The 18,294-nt window shown below is 67.6% G+C and carries 24 protein-coding genes; 14 read left to right on the forward strand and 10 right to left on the reverse strand.

Going from position 1 to position 18,294, the window contains the following annotated elements:
* Nucleotides 1-10: 10 nt before the first annotated feature.
* Nucleotides 11-862: a KPN_02809 family neutral zinc metallopeptidase gene (gene ypfJ, locus ACYX4P_RS06035; protein WP_248117839.1), complete on the reverse strand. Its 852-nt coding sequence runs from the start codon at nucleotides 860-862 to the stop codon at nucleotides 11-13.
* A gap of 71 nt (nucleotides 863-933) precedes the next feature.
* Nucleotides 934-1,323, reverse strand: a complete 390-nt coding sequence (locus ACYX4P_RS06040) for a hypothetical protein (protein ID WP_248117837.1) — start codon at nucleotides 1,321-1,323, stop codon at nucleotides 934-936.
* 106 nt (nucleotides 1,324-1,429) lie between these two features.
* On the opposite strand from ACYX4P_RS06040, the gene ACYX4P_RS06045 reads away from it, so the two are divergent.
* A complete protein-coding gene (locus tag ACYX4P_RS06045; RefSeq protein ID WP_248117835.1) occupies nucleotides 1,430-1,993 on the forward strand; it encodes a type 1 glutamine amidotransferase domain-containing protein in 564 nt (187 codons plus the stop codon).
* An 11-nt stretch (nucleotides 1,994-2,004) separates the two neighbouring features.
* On the opposite strand, the gene ACYX4P_RS06050 is transcribed toward ACYX4P_RS06045, so the two are convergent.
* Both ACYX4P_RS06050 and ACYX4P_RS06055 read right to left on the reverse strand, forming a co-directional pair.
* Entirely contained in the window at nucleotides 2,005-2,655 is a 651-nt protein-coding gene (locus tag ACYX4P_RS06050) for a class I SAM-dependent methyltransferase (RefSeq protein ID WP_248117833.1), read from the reverse strand.
* Nucleotides 2,652-3,596: a fatty acid desaturase family protein gene (locus tag ACYX4P_RS06055; protein ID WP_248117831.1), complete on the reverse strand. Its 945-nt coding sequence runs from the start codon at nucleotides 3,594-3,596 to the stop codon at nucleotides 2,652-2,654. Before ACYX4P_RS06055 ends, ACYX4P_RS06050 begins: the two co-directional genes overlap by 4 nt.
* Nucleotides 3,597-3,721: 125 nt before the next feature.
* Here ACYX4P_RS06055 and ACYX4P_RS06060 point away from each other — a divergent pair, with 125 nt between their 5' ends.
* Genes ACYX4P_RS06060 through ACYX4P_RS06070 form a run of 3 tightly spaced genes read left to right on the forward strand, consistent with a single transcriptional unit; the run spans nucleotide 3,722 to nucleotide 5,308 of the window.
* Complete coding sequence (locus ACYX4P_RS06060; RefSeq protein WP_248117829.1) at nucleotides 3,722-4,129, forward strand: DUF677 domain-containing protein; 408 nt, start codon at nucleotides 3,722-3,724, stop codon at nucleotides 4,127-4,129.
* On the forward strand, nucleotides 4,126-4,326 hold the full coding sequence (locus ACYX4P_RS06065; protein ID WP_248117827.1) for a helix-turn-helix transcriptional regulator: 201 nt from the start codon (nucleotides 4,126-4,128) through the stop codon (nucleotides 4,324-4,326). The genes ACYX4P_RS06060 and ACYX4P_RS06065 overlap by 4 nt, the downstream gene beginning before the upstream one ends.
* A 37-nt stretch (nucleotides 4,327-4,363) precedes the next feature.
* Nucleotides 4,364-5,308, forward strand: coding sequence for an alpha/beta fold hydrolase (locus ACYX4P_RS06070; RefSeq protein ID WP_248117825.1), 945 nt, complete (start codon nucleotides 4,364-4,366; stop codon nucleotides 5,306-5,308).
* A gap of 42 nt (nucleotides 5,309-5,350) precedes the next feature.
* Here the strand turns inward: ACYX4P_RS06070 and ACYX4P_RS06075 are convergent, their stop codons facing one another.
* The 5 genes from ACYX4P_RS06075 to ACYX4P_RS06095 all read right to left on the reverse strand — a co-directional run bounded on the left by ACYX4P_RS06075 (nucleotide 5,351) and on the right by ACYX4P_RS06095 (nucleotide 9,049).
* Nucleotides 5,351-6,172: a DUF3298 and DUF4163 domain-containing protein gene (locus ACYX4P_RS06075; protein WP_248117823.1), complete on the reverse strand. Its 822-nt coding sequence runs from the start codon at nucleotides 6,170-6,172 to the stop codon at nucleotides 5,351-5,353.
* A gap of 11 nt (nucleotides 6,173-6,183) precedes the next feature.
* Nucleotides 6,184-7,215, reverse strand: coding sequence for a UbiA family prenyltransferase (locus tag ACYX4P_RS06080; protein WP_248117821.1), 1,032 nt, complete (start codon nucleotides 7,213-7,215; stop codon nucleotides 6,184-6,186).
* A gap of 114 nt (nucleotides 7,216-7,329) precedes the next feature.
* Nucleotides 7,330-8,112, reverse strand: coding sequence for a GIN domain-containing protein (locus ACYX4P_RS06085; RefSeq protein ID WP_248117819.1), 783 nt, complete (start codon nucleotides 8,110-8,112; stop codon nucleotides 7,330-7,332).
* Entirely contained in the window at nucleotides 8,109-8,708 is a 600-nt protein-coding gene (locus ACYX4P_RS06090; RefSeq protein ID WP_248117817.1) for a DUF1700 domain-containing protein, read from the reverse strand. Before ACYX4P_RS06090 ends, ACYX4P_RS06085 begins: the two co-directional genes overlap by 4 nt.
* Complete coding sequence (locus tag ACYX4P_RS06095) at nucleotides 8,705-9,049, reverse strand: PadR family transcriptional regulator (protein WP_087120506.1); 345 nt, start codon at nucleotides 9,047-9,049, stop codon at nucleotides 8,705-8,707. The genes ACYX4P_RS06090 and ACYX4P_RS06095 overlap by 4 nt, the downstream gene beginning before the upstream one ends.
* A 251-nt stretch (nucleotides 9,050-9,300) precedes the next feature.
* On the opposite strand from ACYX4P_RS06095, the gene coxB reads away from it, so the two are divergent.
* The 10 genes from coxB to ACYX4P_RS06145 all read left to right on the forward strand — a co-directional run bounded on the left by coxB (nucleotide 9,301) and on the right by ACYX4P_RS06145 (nucleotide 17,857).
* On the forward strand, nucleotides 9,301-10,302 hold the full coding sequence (gene coxB, locus ACYX4P_RS06100) for a cytochrome c oxidase subunit II (protein WP_292074526.1): 1,002 nt from the start codon (nucleotides 9,301-9,303) through the stop codon (nucleotides 10,300-10,302).
* 15 nt (nucleotides 10,303-10,317) lie between these two features.
* Nucleotides 10,318-12,003 (forward strand): cytochrome c oxidase subunit I, encoded by a 1,686-nt coding sequence (gene ctaD / locus ACYX4P_RS06105; protein ID WP_248117815.1) that lies wholly within the window; start codon nucleotides 10,318-10,320, stop codon nucleotides 12,001-12,003.
* A gap of 92 nt (nucleotides 12,004-12,095) precedes the next feature.
* Nucleotides 12,096-13,061: a heme o synthase gene (gene cyoE / locus ACYX4P_RS06110; RefSeq protein ID WP_248117813.1), complete on the forward strand. Its 966-nt coding sequence runs from the start codon at nucleotides 12,096-12,098 to the stop codon at nucleotides 13,059-13,061.
* Between the two features lie 3 nt (nucleotides 13,062-13,064).
* On the forward strand, nucleotides 13,065-13,235 hold the full coding sequence (locus ACYX4P_RS06115; RefSeq protein ID WP_248117811.1) for a hypothetical protein: 171 nt from the start codon (nucleotides 13,065-13,067) through the stop codon (nucleotides 13,233-13,235).
* 47 nt (nucleotides 13,236-13,282) lie between these two features.
* The gene (locus tag ACYX4P_RS06120) at nucleotides 13,283-13,768 is read left to right on the forward strand and encodes a cytochrome c oxidase assembly protein (RefSeq protein WP_248118067.1); all 486 of its coding nucleotides are present in this window, start codon (nucleotides 13,283-13,285) and stop codon (nucleotides 13,766-13,768) included.
* A 141-nt stretch (nucleotides 13,769-13,909) separates the two neighbouring features.
* Nucleotides 13,910-14,818 carry a cytochrome c oxidase subunit 3 gene (locus ACYX4P_RS06125; protein ID WP_248117810.1) on the forward strand — a complete coding sequence of 303 codons (909 nt, stop codon included), beginning with the start codon at nucleotides 13,910-13,912 and terminating at the stop codon, nucleotides 14,816-14,818.
* On the forward strand, nucleotides 14,815-15,216 hold the full coding sequence (locus ACYX4P_RS06130) for a DUF983 domain-containing protein (RefSeq protein WP_282438807.1): 402 nt from the start codon (nucleotides 14,815-14,817) through the stop codon (nucleotides 15,214-15,216). Before ACYX4P_RS06125 ends, ACYX4P_RS06130 begins: the two co-directional genes overlap by 4 nt.
* Nucleotides 15,213-15,944 (forward strand): SURF1 family protein, encoded by a 732-nt coding sequence (locus ACYX4P_RS06135; RefSeq protein WP_248117808.1) that lies wholly within the window; start codon nucleotides 15,213-15,215, stop codon nucleotides 15,942-15,944. Before ACYX4P_RS06130 ends, ACYX4P_RS06135 begins: the two co-directional genes overlap by 4 nt.
* A gap of 65 nt (nucleotides 15,945-16,009) precedes the next feature.
* Nucleotides 16,010-17,224, forward strand: coding sequence for a M16 family metallopeptidase (locus ACYX4P_RS06140; RefSeq protein WP_248117806.1), 1,215 nt, complete (start codon nucleotides 16,010-16,012; stop codon nucleotides 17,222-17,224).
* 78 nt (nucleotides 17,225-17,302) lie between these two features.
* Nucleotides 17,303-17,857, forward strand: coding sequence for an NADPH-dependent FMN reductase (locus ACYX4P_RS06145; RefSeq protein ID WP_248117804.1), 555 nt, complete (start codon nucleotides 17,303-17,305; stop codon nucleotides 17,855-17,857).
* A 15-nt stretch (nucleotides 17,858-17,872) separates the two neighbouring features.
* Here ACYX4P_RS06145 and ACYX4P_RS06150 read toward each other — a convergent pair whose 3' ends face one another.
* Nucleotides 17,873-18,286, reverse strand: coding sequence for an MAPEG family protein (locus ACYX4P_RS06150; RefSeq protein ID WP_248117803.1), 414 nt, complete (start codon nucleotides 18,284-18,286; stop codon nucleotides 17,873-17,875).
* Nucleotides 18,287-18,294 lie beyond the last annotated feature (8 nt).

The raw sequence follows: 18,294 nt of genomic DNA on the forward strand, positions 1-18,294 counted from the left end.
CAGGCGGCGATCAGGCGCCGCCGAAGGTGTCGCAGGACGCGGGGTCGCCCGACTGATAGCCGCGCTGCAGCCATTCGACCCGCTGGGCCGAGGAACCGTGGGTGAAGCTTTCGGGCGAGACACGTCCGCCGCCGCGCCGTTGCAGGGTGTCGTCGCCGATGGCCTGGGCGGTTTTCATGCCTTCCTCGATGTCGCCGGGCTCCAGCGCGACCTGACCGTTCGAGACGGCCGCGGCGTTCTTGGCCCAGACACCGGCGTAGCAGTCGGCCTGGAGCTCCAGCGCGACGGAATACCGATTGGCCTCGCCCTGGCCGCGCGCACGTTGTTGGGCCTGGCGAACCTGATCCGAGGTTCCCGTCAGGGTCTGGACGTGGTGGCCGAACTCATGGGCTATGACATAGGCGCGGGCGAAGTCGGCGCCGGATGCGCCCAGCTGGGTCTCCATCTCCTGCCAGAAGCCCAGGTCCAGATAGACGGTCTTGTCAGTGGGGCAGTAAAAGGGGCCCATGGCCGACTGGCCATAGCCGCAGCCGGTCTGGGTGCCCTGTTCGTAGATCACGACCTTCGGCGGTTGATAGCCTTTCAGCTTCTGGGACCAGACATCGTCGATGTTGCTGCCGATCACATCGACAAAGCGTCCGGCCTGATCCTTGGGCGTGCCGACCTGTCCCTGCTGTTCCGAGGCGCCGACCCCGCCCAGCTGGCTGGCCAACTGGGTCGTGGTGGATGGGTCTATGCCGAAGACGAAATAGCCGATCAGGGCCAGGACGCCCACGCCGATGCCGCCGCCTGCAATGGCGCCGCCGCCCATGCCGCGCCGGTCCTCGACCCCGCCGCCCGTCCGTCCGCCCTGCCAGCGCATATGTCGTTCTCCGCCTGATCCCTGCCTTAAGCTAGGCCGGAACGCGGGGGAGAGGGAAGGGATGCGTCGCCTTAATGCGGACGGTCCAGCCAGGCGTCGATCTGACTGACCCCTTGCGCGGTTTCCTGGCGGCGTTTGGCGGCGGACTGGCGCAGCGCCCGTTCCTGTTCGGGGCTGTAGAGGGGCCGGGGCGGCAGGGCGGACGGCGCCGTCGGTTCGCGCGCGGATTCGATGGCGCGCAGGCGAAGCTGGGTCTCGATCTGCTGCTGATGGGCCTGGTCGGCGTTGGCCTGAGACTGGGCGCGCAGGCGGTCGTTCTCATAGCGATGCTGGTCCGCGATGGCGGCCGGGACGCCGCCCGGATAGGCGCCGTAGGGGCGGCCGGGTGCGGGATAAATCTGGGCCAGAACGGGCGTCGCGGAGGCCGCCAATAGTGTCGTCAGGGTCAGGAGCATTCGCATGGGGGATATGTGGGGCGGACGGTCGTTAGCGCCAAGCGGAGCCGCAACCCTTTGACTTGCCGTGGGTTCATGGCGCCGAACCCCTTTCCAAAACGGAGCATGTCCCATGGCCCAGACCCTTTCCGGCAAGACCGTCGCCATCCTGGCGACCGACGGCGTCGAGCTGATCGAACTGAATGAACCGATGAAGGCGCTGAAGGATGCGGGGGCGGTGGTCGAGATCGTGTCGCTGAAGGCCGGAGAGTTCCAGGGCTTCGACCATCTGACGCCGGGGGACAAGGTGACGGCCGACAAGGCGGTGGCGGCGGCGGACGCCGCGGCCTATTCGGCCCTGCTGCTGCCGGGCGGGGTGGCCAACCCGGACCTGCTGCGCGCCGATGCGGACGCCGTGGCCTTCGTGCGGGCCTTCTTCGATGCGGGAAAGCCGGTCGCCGCCATCTGTCACGCGCCGTGGCTGCTGATCGAGGCGGGCGTGGTCGAGGGGCGTACGATGACCGCGTTCGAGAGCATCCGCACCGACCTGAAGAACGCGGGGGCTGATGTGGTCAATGAAGAGGTGGTGGTGGACCAGGGCCTGGTCACCAGCCGCTGCCCCGACGACATCCCGGCCTTCAACGCCAGGATGATCGAGGAATTCGGCGAGGGGCGGCACCAGGGGCAATCCGCTTAAAGCGGGGCCGCTTAGGGCATGGCCCAGACGGAGGACCGTTTGATCTCCTGGTCCTCCAGTTCTCGCGAAGTGGGAACGCGGTATTCGGCCAGGAAATCCAGGCCGGTGCGCGGGAAATAGGTGCGGCCCGGATCGCCGATCAGGACGCGCGTCCCCTTTTCGCGGGCCAAGGCCAGCCAGGCCAGGACGGCGTCGGTCATCGGGCGTTCGTAGCAGATGTCGCCGGCGCAGATCACCTCGACCTCCGGCGGCGGGGCGTCCAGCAGATTGGTCTGGGTGAACGCCAGCGTCACATCGTTGGCCGTGGCATTGGCGGCGACGGCGGCCTGGCAGAAGGGATCGATGTCGGCGCACAGGACCGAGGCCGCGCCCGCCTTCATGGCCGCCACGCCGACCAGGCCCGAACCGGCGGCGAAGTCCAGCACACGCTTGCCCGCGACCTCATGCGGGTGATCCAGGATGTAGCGGCTGAGCGCCTGCCCGCCCGCCCAGGCGAAGGCCCAGAAGGGCGGCGGCAGGCCCATCTCGCCCAGCTCCTCCTCCGTCAGCCGCCAGATCGGTGTGATCTCGTCCGCCAGCCATAGAGATATCTCCGGCGCGTGCGGCACGGTTTGCAGCCGCGTATTGTCGCGGATGAAGGCGGCGGGGTCCGTGATCGTCATGCAGGGCGGCGGGTCGCGGTTCGGATCACGTCCAGATAGCCCTGCGACACCTCCATGGCCTCGGCCTGCGGTCGGGCGTGGATGGCGCGGTGAAGACGGGGCAGCTTCCAGCAGGGCACATGCATGAACAGGTGGTGTTCGGCGTGGAAGTTGACCCAGTAGGGGGCGATGAAGGCGCGCTCCCACCAGGCGGCGCGGGTGGTGCGGGCGGCGCGAAAAGGGTCGACGGCCGAACCCTCGACGCAGGCGTGTTCGGCGATGTTCCTCAGTCGCGTCACCATCGGAAACCACGTCGCCATCGGCAAAAGCCACAGGGCGAAGAAGGCCCACCAGATTCCGCCTGCGACGAAGCCCGCCAGCAGGACGGCGTTGAAGATCAGGAAGGCTAGGACGGACCGGCCGGTCACGATGGATTCATAGTCGTGGGTCGCTTCGCCGGGCGGTGTCGAACGACGCTGCGCCAGCGGCAGCAGCACCCGCTGTTTGAAGAAGGTCTGGCCCGTCAGGTCGCGGATCAGCTTTCGCCGCAAGGAGGCCGGGCTGACGGGGAAGGGCGCCGACAGCATCAGGTCGGGATCCTCGGCCTGCTGGGCGAAACGGTGATGGGTCAGGTGATAGGGGCGATAGGCCGCCAAGGAGGCGCCGATGGGCACGGCGCACAGCCAGTGGCCCTGGAAATCGTTCAGGCGGGGCGATCTGGACAGACCGCCGTGCGCCGCCTCGTGCATCAAGATGGCCAGGCCCAGTTGGCGGGTCCCGACGATCATGACGCACAGCGGGGTCAGCCAGGGCAGGACGACGCCCGCCGTCACGGCCAGGACGATCACCACCCAGCAATGCACGACTAGCAGCGGCCCGGCCCAGGCCGCGCGCCTCTGAAACGGCGCCCATTCCTGGGGCGTGAACAGAACCGATGGGGCGATGCGCGGGGCGGCGGGCATGGCGCATACTATCGCCATCGGCGGGTGCGGAGAAGCGGTGGATGAATGTTGAGATGTCCTGACAAAAAGTCAGGTTGACATGACATTGAGTCGGTGTCAGGTTGGCCTTACAGGAGGAGATGGCGATGTTCACCGCATGGAAGACCGGAACCTCGGCGCATCGGCGCTATGTGATCCGAACGATGGCGTTCACCGCGCCCTATGTCGCGATCTGCGTCGCGATGATGACCACCGACGCCTTCGACGACCTGATGGGCAAGCCGGCGGCCTGGGGGCTGGCGGCGGCGGTGTCCGCGCCGGTGATCGGCCAGATCTGGGCGACCTTGGCCCTGATGCGGGAAAGCGACGAGTTCGTGCGCGGCGTGACCGCCAAACGGTTCATCGTCGCCTCGGGCCTGACGCTGGCCGCCGCCGCCTTTTGGGGCTTTGGCGAAAGCTTCGCGGGGGCGCCGCACCTTCAGACCTGGCTGATCGTGCCGGTGTTCTGGGCGATGTTCGGCGTCGTCTCGCCCTTCATAAAGACCAGTCGATGAAGAACCGTCTGAAGCTGTTGCGCGTCGAGCGCGGCTGGACCCAGGAGCAGTTGGGCCAGGCGCTGGGCGTCTCGCGCCAGGCGGTGATCGCGCTGGAGACCGAGCGGCACGACCCGTCGCTGGACCTGGCTTACCGCATCGCCGCGACGTTCGAGCGGCCGGTCGAAGAGATATTCGAAAATCCCCACTCAGCCTGACCGAAAAGTCAGAATAACCTTACAATCGGAGACTGCCATGTTGAAGCTCCCTCGCGCTTGCAGGGGCGTGCGCGCGCCTGCGCGCCTCGCCGCTGTGATCGGCGTCGTGATCGCCTGCTGCGTCGCCAACGAACCGGCGCGCGCCCAATCCCTAACGCCAGCGGTCGTCGCCGCGCCATTCGTCTCGGACCGATTGTCAGTCGAGGTCGTGGGTCAGGGGGCGGACGTGATCCTGATCCCCGGCCTGGCCTCCTCGCGCGAGGTGTGGCGGGCGACGGCGGATAGGCTGAAGGCGACGCACCGGGTGCATCTGGTGCAGTTGGCCGGGTTTGCGGGCGAGGCTTGGACGCATGGCGACGGCCCCTTCGTCCAGCCGGAAGTGGAGGAACTGGCTCGATATATCCGTGAAGCCGGGCTGAACCGGCCGGCGGTGATCGGCCATTCGATAGGCGGCTTGAGCGGCCTGTTGCTGGCGCAGCAGCAGCCGGAACTTGTGGGCCGCGTGATGACGGTGGATTCCCTGCCCTTCTACAGCGCCCTGTTCGGCCCGACCGCGACAGCTGAAAGCGTCAGGCCGTTCGCGGACCGGGCGGCCGCCATGATCCTGGGCGCCGACGACGCCGGCTTCCGCACGCAGCAGGAGGCGACGGCGAAGGCCCTGTCGCGGACACTTGAAGAACAGACGCGCATCGTCGCCTGGTCGATGGCCAGCGACCGGCGCGCCGTCGCCTCGGCCATGAGGGATGTGATGACCACCGACGCCCGGTCGGGCCTGGCCGCCATGACGACGCCGGTGACGGCGCTTTACGCCGCCGACGCGGACGGCGGGGCCCCGGCGGCCGGTGCGGATGCGATGTGGGGGCGGGAGTATGCGGCCCTGCCCGGCGCGACGCTGATCCGGGTGGATGGATCGCGGCATTTCATCATGGCCGACCAGCCGGCGCGGTTCGCCGAACTGGTGAATGCGTTCTTGGCGAAGTGAACCTTCAGATCCTCCCCCGCATGCGGGGGAGGATCTTAGACGTCAGCCGTTCTTCGGGGTCACGTCGCCGGCCTTGACCGGGGCGCCGTCGAACTGGTCGGCGTAGGCGGGGTTCAGTAGGGCGCGGAAGGCGCTCTGGGGCAGGGCGATCCAGTAGGGGCCGTCCGAATAGGGGCCGATCTGATACGGCCCCACCAGGAAGGTCACGCCTCCCGCCTTGCCGGGCGTGGAGCCGGGGGTCAGGAAGAAGGGGGTGGAGACGGCCTTGGGGCAGGTCCACATCTTGCCGTCCAAGGTCGCGGCCTCCGACCCTGGAGAGCGGGCCTGTTTGGCGGCATTGGCGGCGGCGCACAGGGCCTTGTCCAGCACGGCCAGGTCGGCGCCGGGGCGGAACAGGTCGGCGAAGCCCACCCGCTTGTTGGTCGTCTTGTCCCAGATCACCGAGGCGAAGCTGGTGTTGGGGTGGGCGCCGCCCGTGAACTCGAAATCGGTGCGGGCCAGGCTGACCAGTTTCGCGGTCTCGGCGCCGGGGGCGAAGGCGATGGACTTCTCATAGGGGTTGGAGCCGCCGCCGGCTTCGGTCAGGTCGGCCTGGGCGCCCTCCTCGAACTGCTTCAGGTCGCGCACCATGTCGGCGTAGAGGGCGGCGTGCAGGGCCGGCGTCGCCTTGACCGTCTGGGGCAGGGTCAGTTTGACGTCGGCGTAGGGTGTCTTGCTTTCATAGCCGACCGGGGTGGTGTCGGCGACGACGGCCTGGGCCGGCGCGGCCTTTGGGGCAGGGGCCTTTTCCTCGCGGCGCTGGCAGGCGGCCAGGGTCGCGGCGACGGCGACGGACAGCAGCAGGATGCGGGGGGCGGAGGTCATGGGGGTTTCCTTCACAGCGTGATGAATCCGAGGGCGATGGCGGCCAGCAGGATCAGGCCGGCCTCGCGGTTCGACTTGAACAGTTTCAGCGCATGCGCGCCATCATTGGGGTTCAGGCGGACGACCTGGCGCGCTAGCTGCCCGGCGTAGGCGACCAGGCCGATCCAGAAGACGGCCCCCAGCCCGCCCGCCGCCCCGGCCGCGCCGGCCAGAACGACCGCCAGGCCATAGAAGACGGCGACGCCGGGCCGCACGGCCGAGGCCAGGCGCCGCGCCGAGGACTTCACCCCGATCATGGCGTCGTCCTCTATGTCCTGCAGGGCGTAAATCGTGTCGTAGCCCAGGGTCCAGAAGACGCCGCCCAGCCACAGCAGCACGGCGGGGGCATAGGCCTCCCAGACCAAGGCGACGGCATGGCCGCTGTCGCTGGCGGGGGACCACAGGAAGGGGCGGAACTCGCCGGCCATGTCGGCGGGCAGAAGCAGCGCGGCCGCCGCCAGCGGCAGGGCGGCGGCGAACCCCATCAGCGCGCCCCAGTTGAACGTCAGGCCAAGCCAGGCCTGGGGCCACCAGGTGATCCGCTTCATGAAGGGATAGGCCGCGACCAGGGCCAGCGAGCCGACGCCCAGCAGGATGGCGACGGTCGGCAGGGTCAAAAGGATCGTCAGACTGATCAGGCTGCACGCCACCACGAAGGCCCAGGCCTGTTTGACGCTGATCCGGCCGGACGGAATGGGCCGCTGGGCGGTGCGGGCGACCTTGGCGTCGAAGTCGCGATCCACGATGTCGTTGAAGGCGCAACCCGCCGCCCGCATCAGACAGGCGCCGACAGCGAAGCCGACGAACAGCCACAGATCATAGAGACCCAGCGGCTGCCGATACTGCGCCAGGGCCAGGGCGATCCCCTGCCAGCCGGGCAGCAGCAGCAGCCAGATGCCGATGGGCCGGTCGAACCGCCCCAGCTTCAGCCAGGGTTTCAGCCCCTCCGGCGCATGGCGGTCCACCCAGTTGGCGCCGGCGTCGGGAAGGGGGGCGGAGGTCATGGCGACGACTTAGCGGTTCTGGGCCGGGGGGTGAAGGCGCAAGGGTCGGTCGGGCGTCAAAAGAAAAGGGGGCTGGTTGGACCAGCCCCCTGACCGTTCGAGCTTTTGGGTCGATCACTCCTGGGTGACCTGGCCGGAGCCGGACACGCTGCTGTTCAGCTTGGCGGGGCGGCCGGACAGGGTGACGTCGCCCGAGCCGTTGATCTCGACGTCCACCTTGCCCGTGGCGGCGATGTTGGCGCCGCCTGAGCCCGAGATGTCCACCTTGGCGTCCGTGGTCGACAGGCCGCTGAGATCGGCGTCGCCCGATCCCTTGATGCTCAGGTCCAGGGTCTGGATCCGGCCGGACGCCGTGACGTCCGCCGAACCCGAGACGTCCAGCGCCAGGGACGGCTGGTTGAAACCGGCGATGGTCAGGTCGCCCGAGCCGTTGGAGACGAAGCGGCGCACAGTGGGGGCGGTGACGACCACCTTCAGCTCGTCGCGTTCCGAACGGGCCGAGAAGTTTCCGCTGTTCCAGCCGAAGACGATCCGTTCGTCGCCGTCGCTCAGGCGAATGCGGCCGTCCTCGATCTGCACCCGGTCGGCCAGGGCCTTGGGGCCGGTGACGACGACGGAGTTGGCGTCGCCCTGGATGTATTCGACGTCGACGCTTGAATCGACGGTCAGGGTCTCGCCGCCGGTCCAGGCCAGGGTGCGGGTGGTGAAGGGACCCAGATCGTCGGCGCCGCCGCCCTTGACCCGCTCGAAGCGGACGGTCTCGCCGTTGTCGTCCTTGAAAGTCCAGGCCCAGCCGTGGCGCTGCAGGTCGTGGCCGCCGATGGCGAGGGCGCCGCCCACGGTGACCAGGCACAGCACCAGGGCGGCGCCGGCGATGATGAACAGGGTGCGGATCATGCCGAAGCTCCCGAAACAGGCGTGGATTGAGCGGGGGTGGGCTCAAGCGCGGGCTTGAGCAGGCGATAGTGCAGGCGGGCGAACCAGACGACGCCGTTGACCAGCCAGATGGTGAATATGGCCAGCAGGGCGCCGATGAAGACCGACCCGGCCATGAAGCCAAGGCCCATCAGGATGGCCGCGAACGGCCCGCCGGGGAAGCCGGCGAAAGGGCCGGCGACCATGATCACCCCGCCCGCGACGAACAGGCCGATGGCGGCGATGAAGAAGCCGAACACCGTCCCGACCACACCCATCAGAAGGGGCAGAAGGATCAGGATGTCCAGGGCGCCCAGGCCCAGCACCGCGAAGACGGCGCCGGCGGCGGCGGACGGGTTCTTTTCCTGATGCCAGCGCTGGATGCCGGCCTCGGCCTTCAGCTCGCGGGCCAGGCGGACCGGATCGCCCAGGGCGGCGGCGACCTCGGCCTCGGTGCGGCCGGCGGCGACGCCGTCGTCGAAATGCGCCTGGTAGTCGGCGACGATGTCGTTGGCCGTGGTGGTCGGCAGGCCGACCAGCCCGTCCTTCAGGCGGTTGATGAAATCGGCGCGCGTCATTGGGCGGCTCCCTGATCGGCGTCGTTCGCCACGATGGCGTCGACGGCCTTGGTGAAGGCGGACCATTCAGCGGTCTGGGCGGCCAAAGCCGCGCGACCCGCCTCGGTCAGGCGATAGTATTTGCGCGAGGGACCGGCGGAGGATTCGACCAGATAGGTCTCGACCTGGCCCTCCGACTGCATCCGCCGCATCAAGGGGTAGATGGTGCCTTCGCCCATGTCGATCGCGTCCGACAGACGGCTGGCGATCTCATAGGCGTAGCTGTCCGCCCGGCTTAGAAGCGCCAGGACGCATAGGCCCAGCACTCCCTTCTTCAACTGTATCTCGATGGTTTCAGGCACCGCGATCTCTCCTGTGTGTGGGGATTGATTACGGCAAGGTATCTGGCGGTGCAAGGTAGCTGTCGAAACATGACACCGATTTAATCGAGTGCGCCGAATGGCCGATCTTTGGCGGCTTTGCGGCGGCGCCTGCGTTGATCGCTTGGCAAGCCGAAGGCGATCCGATAGGTCAAAAAGATCGCCGGGCGTGGGAATCGCGCCAGTGTGATTACTTGCGAGCCATTCGCAAGTGTCTGCTGTAGAACGGTTTTATGGGGAAGACTCCGATGGGGATGGGCAAGCGAGCCCGGAGGACGCTGGGGGAGACTGCGGCCTCCATCGTTCTAGGCGCCGGATTGGCGGTGTTCGCCGCCGCGCCGACCTGGGCGCAGGATCTGATGGGACAGCCGACGCCGGGGGGCATCGACCTGCAACCCGCGGCCTCGCCGCTGAAGCATGACGCCATCGCCTTCCATAACGGGCTGCTGGTCGTCATCACCGCCATCACCCTCCTGGTGCTGGGGCTGCTGGCCTGGATCGTCTTCCGCTACAACAAGAAGGCCAATCCGACGCCGGCGCGCTGGAGCCACAACACCACCATCGAGATCATCTGGACGGTCATGCCGGTCCTGATCCTGGCGGGCATTTCGCTGTTCTCGTTCCGGCTGCTGTTCGCCTATCACGACATGCCCACGCCGGACCTGACGGTGAAGGTGACCGGCAACCAGTGGAACTGGGCCTATGAATATCCCGACCAGGGCGTGGCGGAATACATCTCCAACATGCTGCCAGAGGACGAGGCCAAGGCGCGGGGCGTGCCCTATCGCCTGGCGGCGACCGAGCCGATGGTCGTGCCGGTCGGCAAGACGGTCCAGCTGGTCATCACCGCCTCGGACGTGATCCACGCCGTGGCCCTGCCGGCCTTCGGTCTGAAGACCGACGCGGTGCCCGGCCGGATCAACACCACCTGGTTCAAGGCCGAGCGCACCGGCGTCTTCTACGGCCAGTGCTCCGAGCTGTGCGGCGTCGACCACGCCTTCATGCCCATCGAGATCCGGGTCGTGACCCAGGCCCAGTTCGAACAGTGGCTGGCCTCCAAGGGCGGGTCGATGACGCCCAAGGCCGCCGAGCCCGCGCCGACCGCCGCCGCGCCTGCCGCGCCCGCCGAGACGCCCGCCGCCGCGACCCCGGAAGCGGCCGCCGCCGCTCCCGCCGGCGCTCCCGGCGCCCAACCCGTTCCCGCCGCGGCGCCCGCCGCGCCGGCCGCCCAGTAAGAGGCGAAAAGACATATGGCTGACGCTACCGTAACCCGTGACGCGACCCAGATCGGTCACGCCCACGACCACCATCATCACGACGACCACAAGGTGGGCTTCTTCACCCGCTGGTTCCTGTCGACCAATCACAAGGACATCGGCACGCTCTATCTGATGTTCGCCATCATGGCGGGCATCGTGGGCGGCGCCCTGTCGGGCCTGATCCGCTGGGAACTCGCCGAGCCGGGCATCCAGATCTTCAAGGAGGGTTCGTCGATCCAGCTCTTGGGGCTCGTGGAGCAGTCCAAGCACGGCTACAACGCCGTGGTCACGGCCCACGCCCTGATCATGATCTTCTTCATGGTCATGCCGGCGATGATCGGCGGTTTCGGCAACTGGTTCGTGCCCATCATGATCGGGGCGCCGGACATGGCCTTCCCGCGCATGAACAACATCTCCTTCTGGCTGCTGGTCGCCGCCTGGTGCCTGCTGATCCTGTCGATGTTCGTCGACGGCGGGCCGGGCAAGGGCTTCGGCGGGGGCTGGACGGCCTATCCGCCGCTGTCGACCTCAGGCCACGTCGGTCCCGCCTTCGACCTAGCCATCTTCGCCCTGCACGTCGCGGGCGCCAGCTCGATCCTGGGCGCGATCAACTTCATCACCACCATCCTGAACATGCGCGCGCCGGGCATGACCCTGCACCGGATGCCGCTGTTCGCCTGGTCGGTGCTGATCACCGCCTTCCTGCTGCTGCTGTCGCTGCCCGTCCTGGCCGGCGCCATCACCATGCTGCTGACGGACCGCAACTTCCACACCCACTTCTTCGATCCCGCCGGCGGCGGCGATCCGATCATGTACCAGCACCTGTTCTGGTTCTTCGGCCACCCGGAAGTGTACATCCTGATCCTGCCGGGCTTCGGCATCATCAGCCACATCGTCTCGACCTTCAGCCGCAAGCCCGTGTTCGGCTATCTGGCCATGGCCTACGCCATGGTGGCCATCGGCTTCGTCGGCTTCATCGTGTGGGCGCACCACATGTACACCGTCGGCATGAGCATCAATCTGCGCGCCTATTTCATCGCCGCCACCATGATCATCGCGGTGCCGACGGGCGTGAAGATCTTCAGCTGGATCGCCACAATGTGGGGCGGCTCGATCAGCTTCAAGACGCCCATGCTGTGGGCGATCGGCTTCATCTTCCTGTTCACCGTCGGCGGCGTGACCGGCGTGGTCCTGTCCAACGCCGGCATCGATTACAGCCTGCACGACACCTATTATGTGGTGGCCCACTTCCACTATGTGCTGTCGCTGGGCGCCGTCTTCGCCATCTTCGCGGGCTTCTACTACTGGTTCGAGAAGATGTTCGGCGTGAAGTACAACGAGTTCCTGGGCGCGCTGCACTTCTGGATCATGTTCGTGGGCGTCAACCTGGTCTTCTTCCCGCAGCACTTCCTGGGTCTGCAGGGGATGCCGCGCCGCTACATCGACTATCCCGACGCCTTCACCCTGTGGAACCACGTCTCGTCCATCGGCTATGCGATCACGGCCGTCGGCGTGGTGGTGTTCCTGATCATGCTGGCCGAGGCGGCGATCCGTCGCCGGCCCGGCGTGGCCAATCCGTGGGGCGAGGGCGCCACGACCCTGGAGTGGACCCTGTCCTCTCCGCCGCCGACGCACCAGTTCAACGAACTGCCGGTGGTCAAGGGCGACGAGCACTGATCGCCATCCGGCGAAGCTGAGACCAGCGGGCCGCGCTTTCCATCGGAAAGGGCGGCCTTCTGCTGATCAGTGTGCTATTGCGGCCCGCACCGATGACCCAAGCCCAGACACCCCCCGCCCTCTCGACCGCCCAGCCGGAAGACTTCTTCCAGCTGTTGAAGCCGCGCGTGATGTCGCTGGTGGTGTTCACCGCCGCGACCGGGCTGGTCGTGGCGCCGGGGTCGGTCAATCCGCTGGTCGCCGCCATCGCCATCCTGTGCATCGCCGTGGGCGCGGGCGCAGCCGGCGCGCTGAACATGGCGCTGGAGGGCGAGACCGACGCCCTGATGCGCCGCACGCGCGGCCGGCCGGTGGCGGCGGGGCGGGTCAGGAAGAACGACGCCATGGCGTTCGGCGTGATCCTGAGCCTGTTTTCGGTCATGCTCTTGGGCATGAACGCCAACTGGCTGGCGGCCGGGCTGCTGGGCCTGACCATCGTCTACTACGCCGGCTTCTACACCCTGCTGCTGAAGCGCCGGACGCCGCAGAACATCGTCATCGGCGGGGCGGCGGGCGCCTTTCCCCCGGTGATCGGCTGGGCGGCGGCGACGGGCCATGCGCCGTGGCAGGCGTGGCTGCTGTTCGCCATCATCTTCCTGTGGACCCCGCCGCACAGCTGGGCCCTGGCGCTGTATTCGGCCGGCGATTACGCCAAGGCGGGCATTCCGATGATGCCGGTGGCGCGCGGCGCCCGGTCAACCCGGCTGCAGATCCTGATCTACAGCCTGATCTTCGTGCCGACCGCCATCGCCCCCGCCCTGGTCGGCCTGGGCGGCGTGATCTATCTGGTCGTGTCGGTCGTCGGCGGTCTGGGCTTCCTGGGCCTGGCCTGGCGGCTGTTCCGCTCGCGCGCGGGCGACGAGCCGGACAAGGCCGACACCGTGGGACGCGAGGCCGCATTGTATGACGTCAAGGCCCAGGCCAAACCGGCGCGGGACCTGTTCGCCTTTTCCATCCTGTATCTGATGGCCCTGTTCTCGGCCCTGTTGGTCGAGGCCCTGGCCGGCCTGGGAGCGTAAGCCATGCGTCTGACCCCCGAAGAGATGCGCGCGCGCAAACGCCGCAACATCTGGATCGCCAGCGCCCTGGTCGCCTTCATCGTCCTGGTCTTCGCCACGACCGTCCTGCGGCTGCAGCAGAACCAGGCGGCCGAACGCGCGCTGGAGCGCGCCGTCGCGACGTCCCAGCCGTGAGGAGCGACCGCAAGAATCTGATCGCCATCGTCTGCGTGCTGGGCGTGATGGGGATGACGGGCGCGGCCTTCGCGGCGGTGCCGCTCTATCGGATGTTCTGTCAGGTCACGGGCTTCGACGGCACGGTGCGGCGCGCGGAAAAGGCGCCCGACCAGGTGTTGGATCAGACCGTCCTGGTGCGGTTCGACACCAATGTCCGGGGCCTGCCCATGACGTTCCGGTCCGAACAGGCGACCCAGCGCGTGCGGATCGGCGAGACGGGCCTGGCCTATTTCGACGTGACCAACACCTCGGACCGGCCGATCCAGGTGCGGGCCGGCTATAATGTCGTGCCGGAATATACGGGGCCGTATTTCCAGAAGCTGCAATGCTTCTGCTTCACCGATCAGACGCTGAAGGCCGGCGAAACGCGCCAGTTCCCGGTGCAGTATTTCATCGCCCCCGAACTGGCCACCGACCGCGAGGCGCGGGGCGCGCGCGAGATCACCCTCAGCTACACCTTCTATCCCTCGGTGGATGCGCCGGCGGCCTGACGGCGAGGCTTGATTAGGGGCGACGCGGCGTCTGGCCTGTTGCGCTCGACGCCGTTATGTCGGAAGAAAAGACGACTTCATCACAGGATCGAGGCCTGACAAAAGGCTCGGCCGAGGATGGATTTGAGGGGAAGAGACCGCATGGCCGACGCGCACGCCGCTCCGCAGCACGACTATCACCTGGTTCCGCCCAGCCCATGGCCGCTGGTGTCGTCCATCGGCGCCACCATCATGTTCATCGGCGCGGTGATCTGGATGAAGGGTCTGGCCCCGGCCGACAGCGGTCCGATCGCCGCCAACTTCCTGGCCCAGGGCAAGCCTGGGATCTTCTTCGCCGGCCTGGCGGGCGTGCTGATCTCGGCCTTCTGCTGGTGGTCGGACGTGATCAAGGAATCCAAGGCGGGCGACCATACGCCGGTCGTCTCCATCGGGCTGCGCTACGGCATGATCCTGTTCATCGCGTCGGAGGTGATGTTCTTCGTCGCCTTCTTCTGGATGTTCTTCGACATGGCCCTGTTCCACGAATCGCGGGCGCTGACGCCGGAAGTGGGCACCTGGGCCGACACCGCCAAGGCCTGGTCGACCTGGCCGCCGAAGGGCGTGGAGGTGCTGTCGCCGTGGCAACTGCCGCTGTTGAACACCGTGACCCTGCTGCTCAGCGGCTGCACCGTCACCTGGGCGCACCACGCCATTCAGGTCGGGGACCGAAAGGGCGCCAAGATCGCCCTGGCCATCACCGTGGCGCTGGGCGTGCTGTTCACCTGCGTCCAGGCCTATGAATACCACCACATCCTGCATGAGAAGCTGTTCTTCAACGAAGAGGCGATCAACTCGGGCCTGTATGGTTCGATCTTCTTCATGGCCACGGGCTTCCACGGCTTCCACGTCCTGATCGGCACCATCTTCCTGGCGGTCTGCCTGATCCGGCTGCTGAAGGGCGACTTCACCCCGCAGAAGCATTTCGGCTTCGAGGCGGCGGCCTGGTACTGGCACTTCGTGGACGTGGTCTGGCTGTTCCTGTTCGCCTTCGTCTATGTCGTCTTCGGTTGATCCAAGACGGGCCTGAGACTGTCGAAACGGCGCGGGACGAGGGATCGTCCCGCGCCGTCGTCGTTTGCGATCACCCGGTTCGCGCGGCGTTGAAGGGGCGCTGCCCGCGCTGCGGCCAGGGGCGGCTGTTCGATGGTTTCCTGAAGGTTCGGCCGGCCTGCGCGGTCTGCGATCTGGACCTCTCGACCATCCAGACCGGCGACGGCCCGGCGACCTTCATCATGCAGATCGCCGGCTTCGTGGTGGTGTTCTCGGCCCTGTTCGTCGAGATCAAGTTTCACCCGCCCATGTGGCTGCATCTGATCGTCTGGCTGCCGATGGTGGCGGGCCTGTCTCTGGCGCTGATCCGGCCGGGGCGGGGGCTGATGATCGGCCTGCAGTACAGGAATCAGCGATGAAGCGTTTTCCCTGGATTCTGACCGTTCTGACGGCGGCGGCCATCGTGTTGCTGGTCGGCCTTGGCGTGTGGCAGGTCGAGCGGCTGAAGTGGAAGGAAGGGCTGATCGCGGCGGCCGATGCGGCGGCGGCGAAACCGCCCGCGCCGCTGGACCAGGTGCTGGCCAAGGGCGAAATGGAGTTCCGCAAGGCTCTGATCGTCTGTCCCGGCCTGGCCAGCGCGCCCTTCGTGGAGTTGCAGTCCATCCATGACGGCGAGGCCGGGGTGCGGCTGATCTCGGCGTGTCGGCCGTCAGGTCATGACTTCACCGTGCTGATCGACCGGGGCTTCGTCGGCGACGGCGTGACGGCCCGGCCGCGCGTGATCGAGACCACCTTGCCGCTGGTGCTGGTGGGCGAGTTCCGCACCTTTCCCAAACCGGGGGGAATGAGTCCCGCGCCGAGGGACGGCCGCTTCTACGCGCGCGACACCGCCGCCATGGCCAGGGCGCTGAACGTCACGGGGCCTGTGCGGCCCGAGGCCGTTTTCGCGGTCACCGCCGTCAATCCCGAGTTTCCGGCGCTGAGGCCCTCTGCGCCCCCTGCCGCCTTCTCCAACAACCATTTCGGATACGCCCTGACGTGGTTCGGACTGGCGATCGCCCTGGCGGGCTTCTATGTGGCCCTGCTTCGCCGTCGAACCAAAGAAAGACGGTCATCAAGCAGCCGCGCACCGCGTGCGCGGCGATAGGAAAGACTAAAGTCCTGACTTCTCTCCACACCCTGTCCAACGGCGTCCGCGTCGTCTGCGACCCCATGCCGGGGCTGAAGACCCTGGCCGTCGTCGTCACCGTCAAGGGCGGCGCGCGCTGGGAGGCCGAAGACCGCTCTGGCTGGTCGCACCTGCTGGAGCATCTGGTGTTCAAGGGCGCCGGCGACATGGCCGCGCGCGAGATCGTCGAGCGGATCGAGGCCGAGGGCGGCACGATCAACGCCTCCACTGGATACGAGCGGACCAGTTTCGAGGTGCGCGGCCTGGACGGCTCTCTGCCGCTGGCCATGCAGGTGCTGTCGGACCTGGTGTTTCGCCCCACGCTGGACCCCGCCGAGATCGTGCGCGAAAAAGATGTTGTGGCCCAGGAGATCGCCGAGGCCTTCGACACGCCCGATGACCATGTGTTCGAAATGGTCCAGACCCGCGCCTTCGCCAAACAGCCGCTGGGCCGCCCCATCCTGGGCTCGGTCGCCAGCCTGAAGCCCGCCGACAAGGCCGCGGTCGAGGCCTGGCGCGCGCGGCTGTATTCGCCCGACCGGATGGTGGTGTCGGTGTCTGGCGCGGTGGACGAGACCGAACTGCTGGCCCTGGCCGAGCGCTGGTTCGGCGATGCGGTCGCCACGCCGGCCGACGCCCCGGCCCCGGCCGTCTTCGTGGGCGGCCACGCCAAGCTGACGCGCAAGATCGAACAGGCCAATCTGGTGTTCCAACTTCCGGCCCTGTCGGCGACCGACCCCGCCCTGTCGGCCATGCGGCTGTTCGGCGAGATCCTGGGCGGGGGCATGGCCTCGCGCCTGTTCCAGAGCGCGCGCGAGGAGCGGGGCCTGGCCTACGCCATAGACGCCTATCAGGAGCCGTACGAGGACGCGGGCGTGCTGGGCATCTACGCCGGGGCGGCGGCGGATCGGGCGAAAGAACTGGCCGAGGTCTCGGCGGCCGAGGTGCGGGCGCTGGCCGAGCACGGCCCCACTGACCGGGAACTGTCACGCGCCAAGGCGGTGATGAAGGCGGGTCTGTGGATGTCGGACGAGAATCCCATGAGCCGGGCGGGGCGCAACGCCGCCCAGACCCTGATCTTCGGCGCGCCGCGCGCCAGCGCCTGGATGACCGAACAGTTGGAGGCCCAGTCGGTGGAGGATGTGCGGGCTGTCGGCGGACGTTTGCTGGCCACGGGCAAGGCGGCCAGTGCGGTGCTGGGGCCAAAGAGCGCCGCCCCGGCGGGCGAGGCCTTTTCCGCCGCCCTGTTCGCGACCTGATCCGGCCGGTTTGTAGGGAACATCGGCCGGGCGTATCGGTTATGCTGGCGCTTCAATACCCCAGCCCCGGAGTGTCCCATGTCCGTCCGCGTCGCCCTGATCGTCGGCAGCCTGCGCGAAGGCGCCTATTCGCGGGCCATCGGCCTGGAACTGAAGGCGCTCGCCGCACCGGCGCTGGAGCTGGAGTTTGTCGAGATCGGCGACCTGCCGCTCTACAACCCCGATCTGGAGACCGATGCGCCGCCGCCCGCCTGGACCCGCTTCCGCGAGGAGGTGGCGACGACCCAGGCCGTGTTGTTCGTCACGCCGGAATACAATCGCTCCATCCCCGGCGCGCTGAAGAACGCCCTGGACGTCGGCTCGCGTCCCTACGGCCACAGCATCTGGGCCAAGAAGCCCGCCGCCATCGTCAGCGTCTCGCCCGGCGCCCTGGCGGCCTTCGGCGCCAACCATCACCTGCGCCAGCCCCTGGTCTTCCTGGGGATGCCCACGATGCAGCAGCCGGAAGCCTATATCGGCAATGTCGCCGACCTGCTGGACGACGACGGCAAGCTGAAGAAGGACGACACCCGCAAGTTCCTGAGGGATTTCATGGACGCCTTCGCCGACTGGATCGAGAAGAACGCCGCCTGATCCGCGGCGGGCCCCTCACCAGATCAGGATCAACGCGCGTCCGACCATGACGGCCAGAACCATCGTGGCCAGGACAAACAGCGAAAAGCGCGCCATCACCCGGTTGATGCTGATCTGAACCAGGCTGTGCAGCACCCTTAGCGCCACATAGGCCCAGGCCAGACCCGCCATCCAGGCGTCGCCATGACCCGCCACCTGGATGGCCAGGGCCGCCGCGTAGAAGATGGTCGGCTGCTCCATCAGGTGGTTGTAGTTGTCGGCGGCCTGGCGGGCCGGAGCGGGCAGGACGTTCAGACTGCCGGGCATGGCCGCGTCCTGGGGCGCGATGCCCGCCTTCTGCATGGCCGGGATGCGTTTGACATACATCCACGCCCAGATGATCAGCGACCATGTCACCAGCGCCAGCACTGGAGCGACCATTGTCGTCATCGCGACAA

This window comes from Brevundimonas sp. ABV4_179, from assembly GCF_056311945.1.

Excerpts from the sequence above, each read along its gene's own strand:
- ypfJ (WP_248117839.1), bottom strand. The coding sequence starts at position 862 with ATGCGCTGGCAGGGCGGACGGACGGGCGGCGGGGTCGAGGACCGGCGC.
- ACYX4P_RS06040 (WP_248117837.1), bottom strand. The coding sequence starts at position 1,323 with ATGCGAATGCTCCTGACCCTGACGACACTATTGGCGGCCTCCGCGACG.
- ACYX4P_RS06045 (WP_248117835.1), top strand. The coding sequence starts at position 1,430 with ATGGCCCAGACCCTTTCCGGCAAGACCGTCGCCATCCTGGCGACCGAC.
- ACYX4P_RS06050 (WP_248117833.1), bottom strand. The coding sequence starts at position 2,655 with ATGACGATCACGGACCCCGCCGCCTTCATCCGCGACAATACGCGGCTG.
- ACYX4P_RS06055 (WP_248117831.1), bottom strand. The coding sequence starts at position 3,596 with ATGCCCGCCGCCCCGCGCATCGCCCCATCGGTTCTGTTCACGCCCCAG.
- ACYX4P_RS06060 (WP_248117829.1), top strand. The coding sequence starts at position 3,722 with ATGTTCACCGCATGGAAGACCGGAACCTCGGCGCATCGGCGCTATGTG.
- ACYX4P_RS06065 (WP_248117827.1), top strand. The coding sequence starts at position 4,126 with ATGAAGAACCGTCTGAAGCTGTTGCGCGTCGAGCGCGGCTGGACCCAG.
- ACYX4P_RS06070 (WP_248117825.1), top strand. The coding sequence starts at position 4,364 with ATGTTGAAGCTCCCTCGCGCTTGCAGGGGCGTGCGCGCGCCTGCGCGC.
- ACYX4P_RS06075 (WP_248117823.1), bottom strand. The coding sequence starts at position 6,172 with ATGACCTCCGCCCCCCGCATCCTGCTGCTGTCCGTCGCCGTCGCCGCG.
- ACYX4P_RS06080 (WP_248117821.1), bottom strand. The coding sequence starts at position 7,215 with ATGACCTCCGCCCCCCTTCCCGACGCCGGCGCCAACTGGGTGGACCGC.
- ACYX4P_RS06085 (WP_248117819.1), bottom strand. The coding sequence starts at position 8,112 with ATGATCCGCACCCTGTTCATCATCGCCGGCGCCGCCCTGGTGCTGTGC.
- ACYX4P_RS06090 (WP_248117817.1), bottom strand. The coding sequence starts at position 8,708 with ATGACGCGCGCCGATTTCATCAACCGCCTGAAGGACGGGCTGGTCGGC.
- coxB (WP_292074526.1), top strand. The coding sequence starts at position 9,301 with ATGGGGAAGACTCCGATGGGGATGGGCAAGCGAGCCCGGAGGACGCTG.
- ctaD (WP_248117815.1), top strand. The coding sequence starts at position 10,318 with ATGGCTGACGCTACCGTAACCCGTGACGCGACCCAGATCGGTCACGCC.
- cyoE (WP_248117813.1), top strand. The coding sequence starts at position 12,096 with ATGACCCAAGCCCAGACACCCCCCGCCCTCTCGACCGCCCAGCCGGAA.
- ACYX4P_RS06115 (WP_248117811.1), top strand. The coding sequence starts at position 13,065 with ATGCGTCTGACCCCCGAAGAGATGCGCGCGCGCAAACGCCGCAACATC.
- ACYX4P_RS06120 (WP_248118067.1), top strand. The coding sequence starts at position 13,283 with ATGGGGATGACGGGCGCGGCCTTCGCGGCGGTGCCGCTCTATCGGATG.
- ACYX4P_RS06125 (WP_248117810.1), top strand. The coding sequence starts at position 13,910 with ATGGCCGACGCGCACGCCGCTCCGCAGCACGACTATCACCTGGTTCCG.
- ACYX4P_RS06135 (WP_248117808.1), top strand. The coding sequence starts at position 15,213 with ATGAAGCGTTTTCCCTGGATTCTGACCGTTCTGACGGCGGCGGCCATC.
- ACYX4P_RS06140 (WP_248117806.1), top strand. The coding sequence starts at position 16,010 with ATGCCGGGGCTGAAGACCCTGGCCGTCGTCGTCACCGTCAAGGGCGGC.
- ACYX4P_RS06145 (WP_248117804.1), top strand. The coding sequence starts at position 17,303 with ATGTCCGTCCGCGTCGCCCTGATCGTCGGCAGCCTGCGCGAAGGCGCC.
- ACYX4P_RS06150 (WP_248117803.1), bottom strand. The coding sequence starts at position 18,286 with ATGACGACAATGGTCGCTCCAGTGCTGGCGCTGGTGACATGGTCGCTG.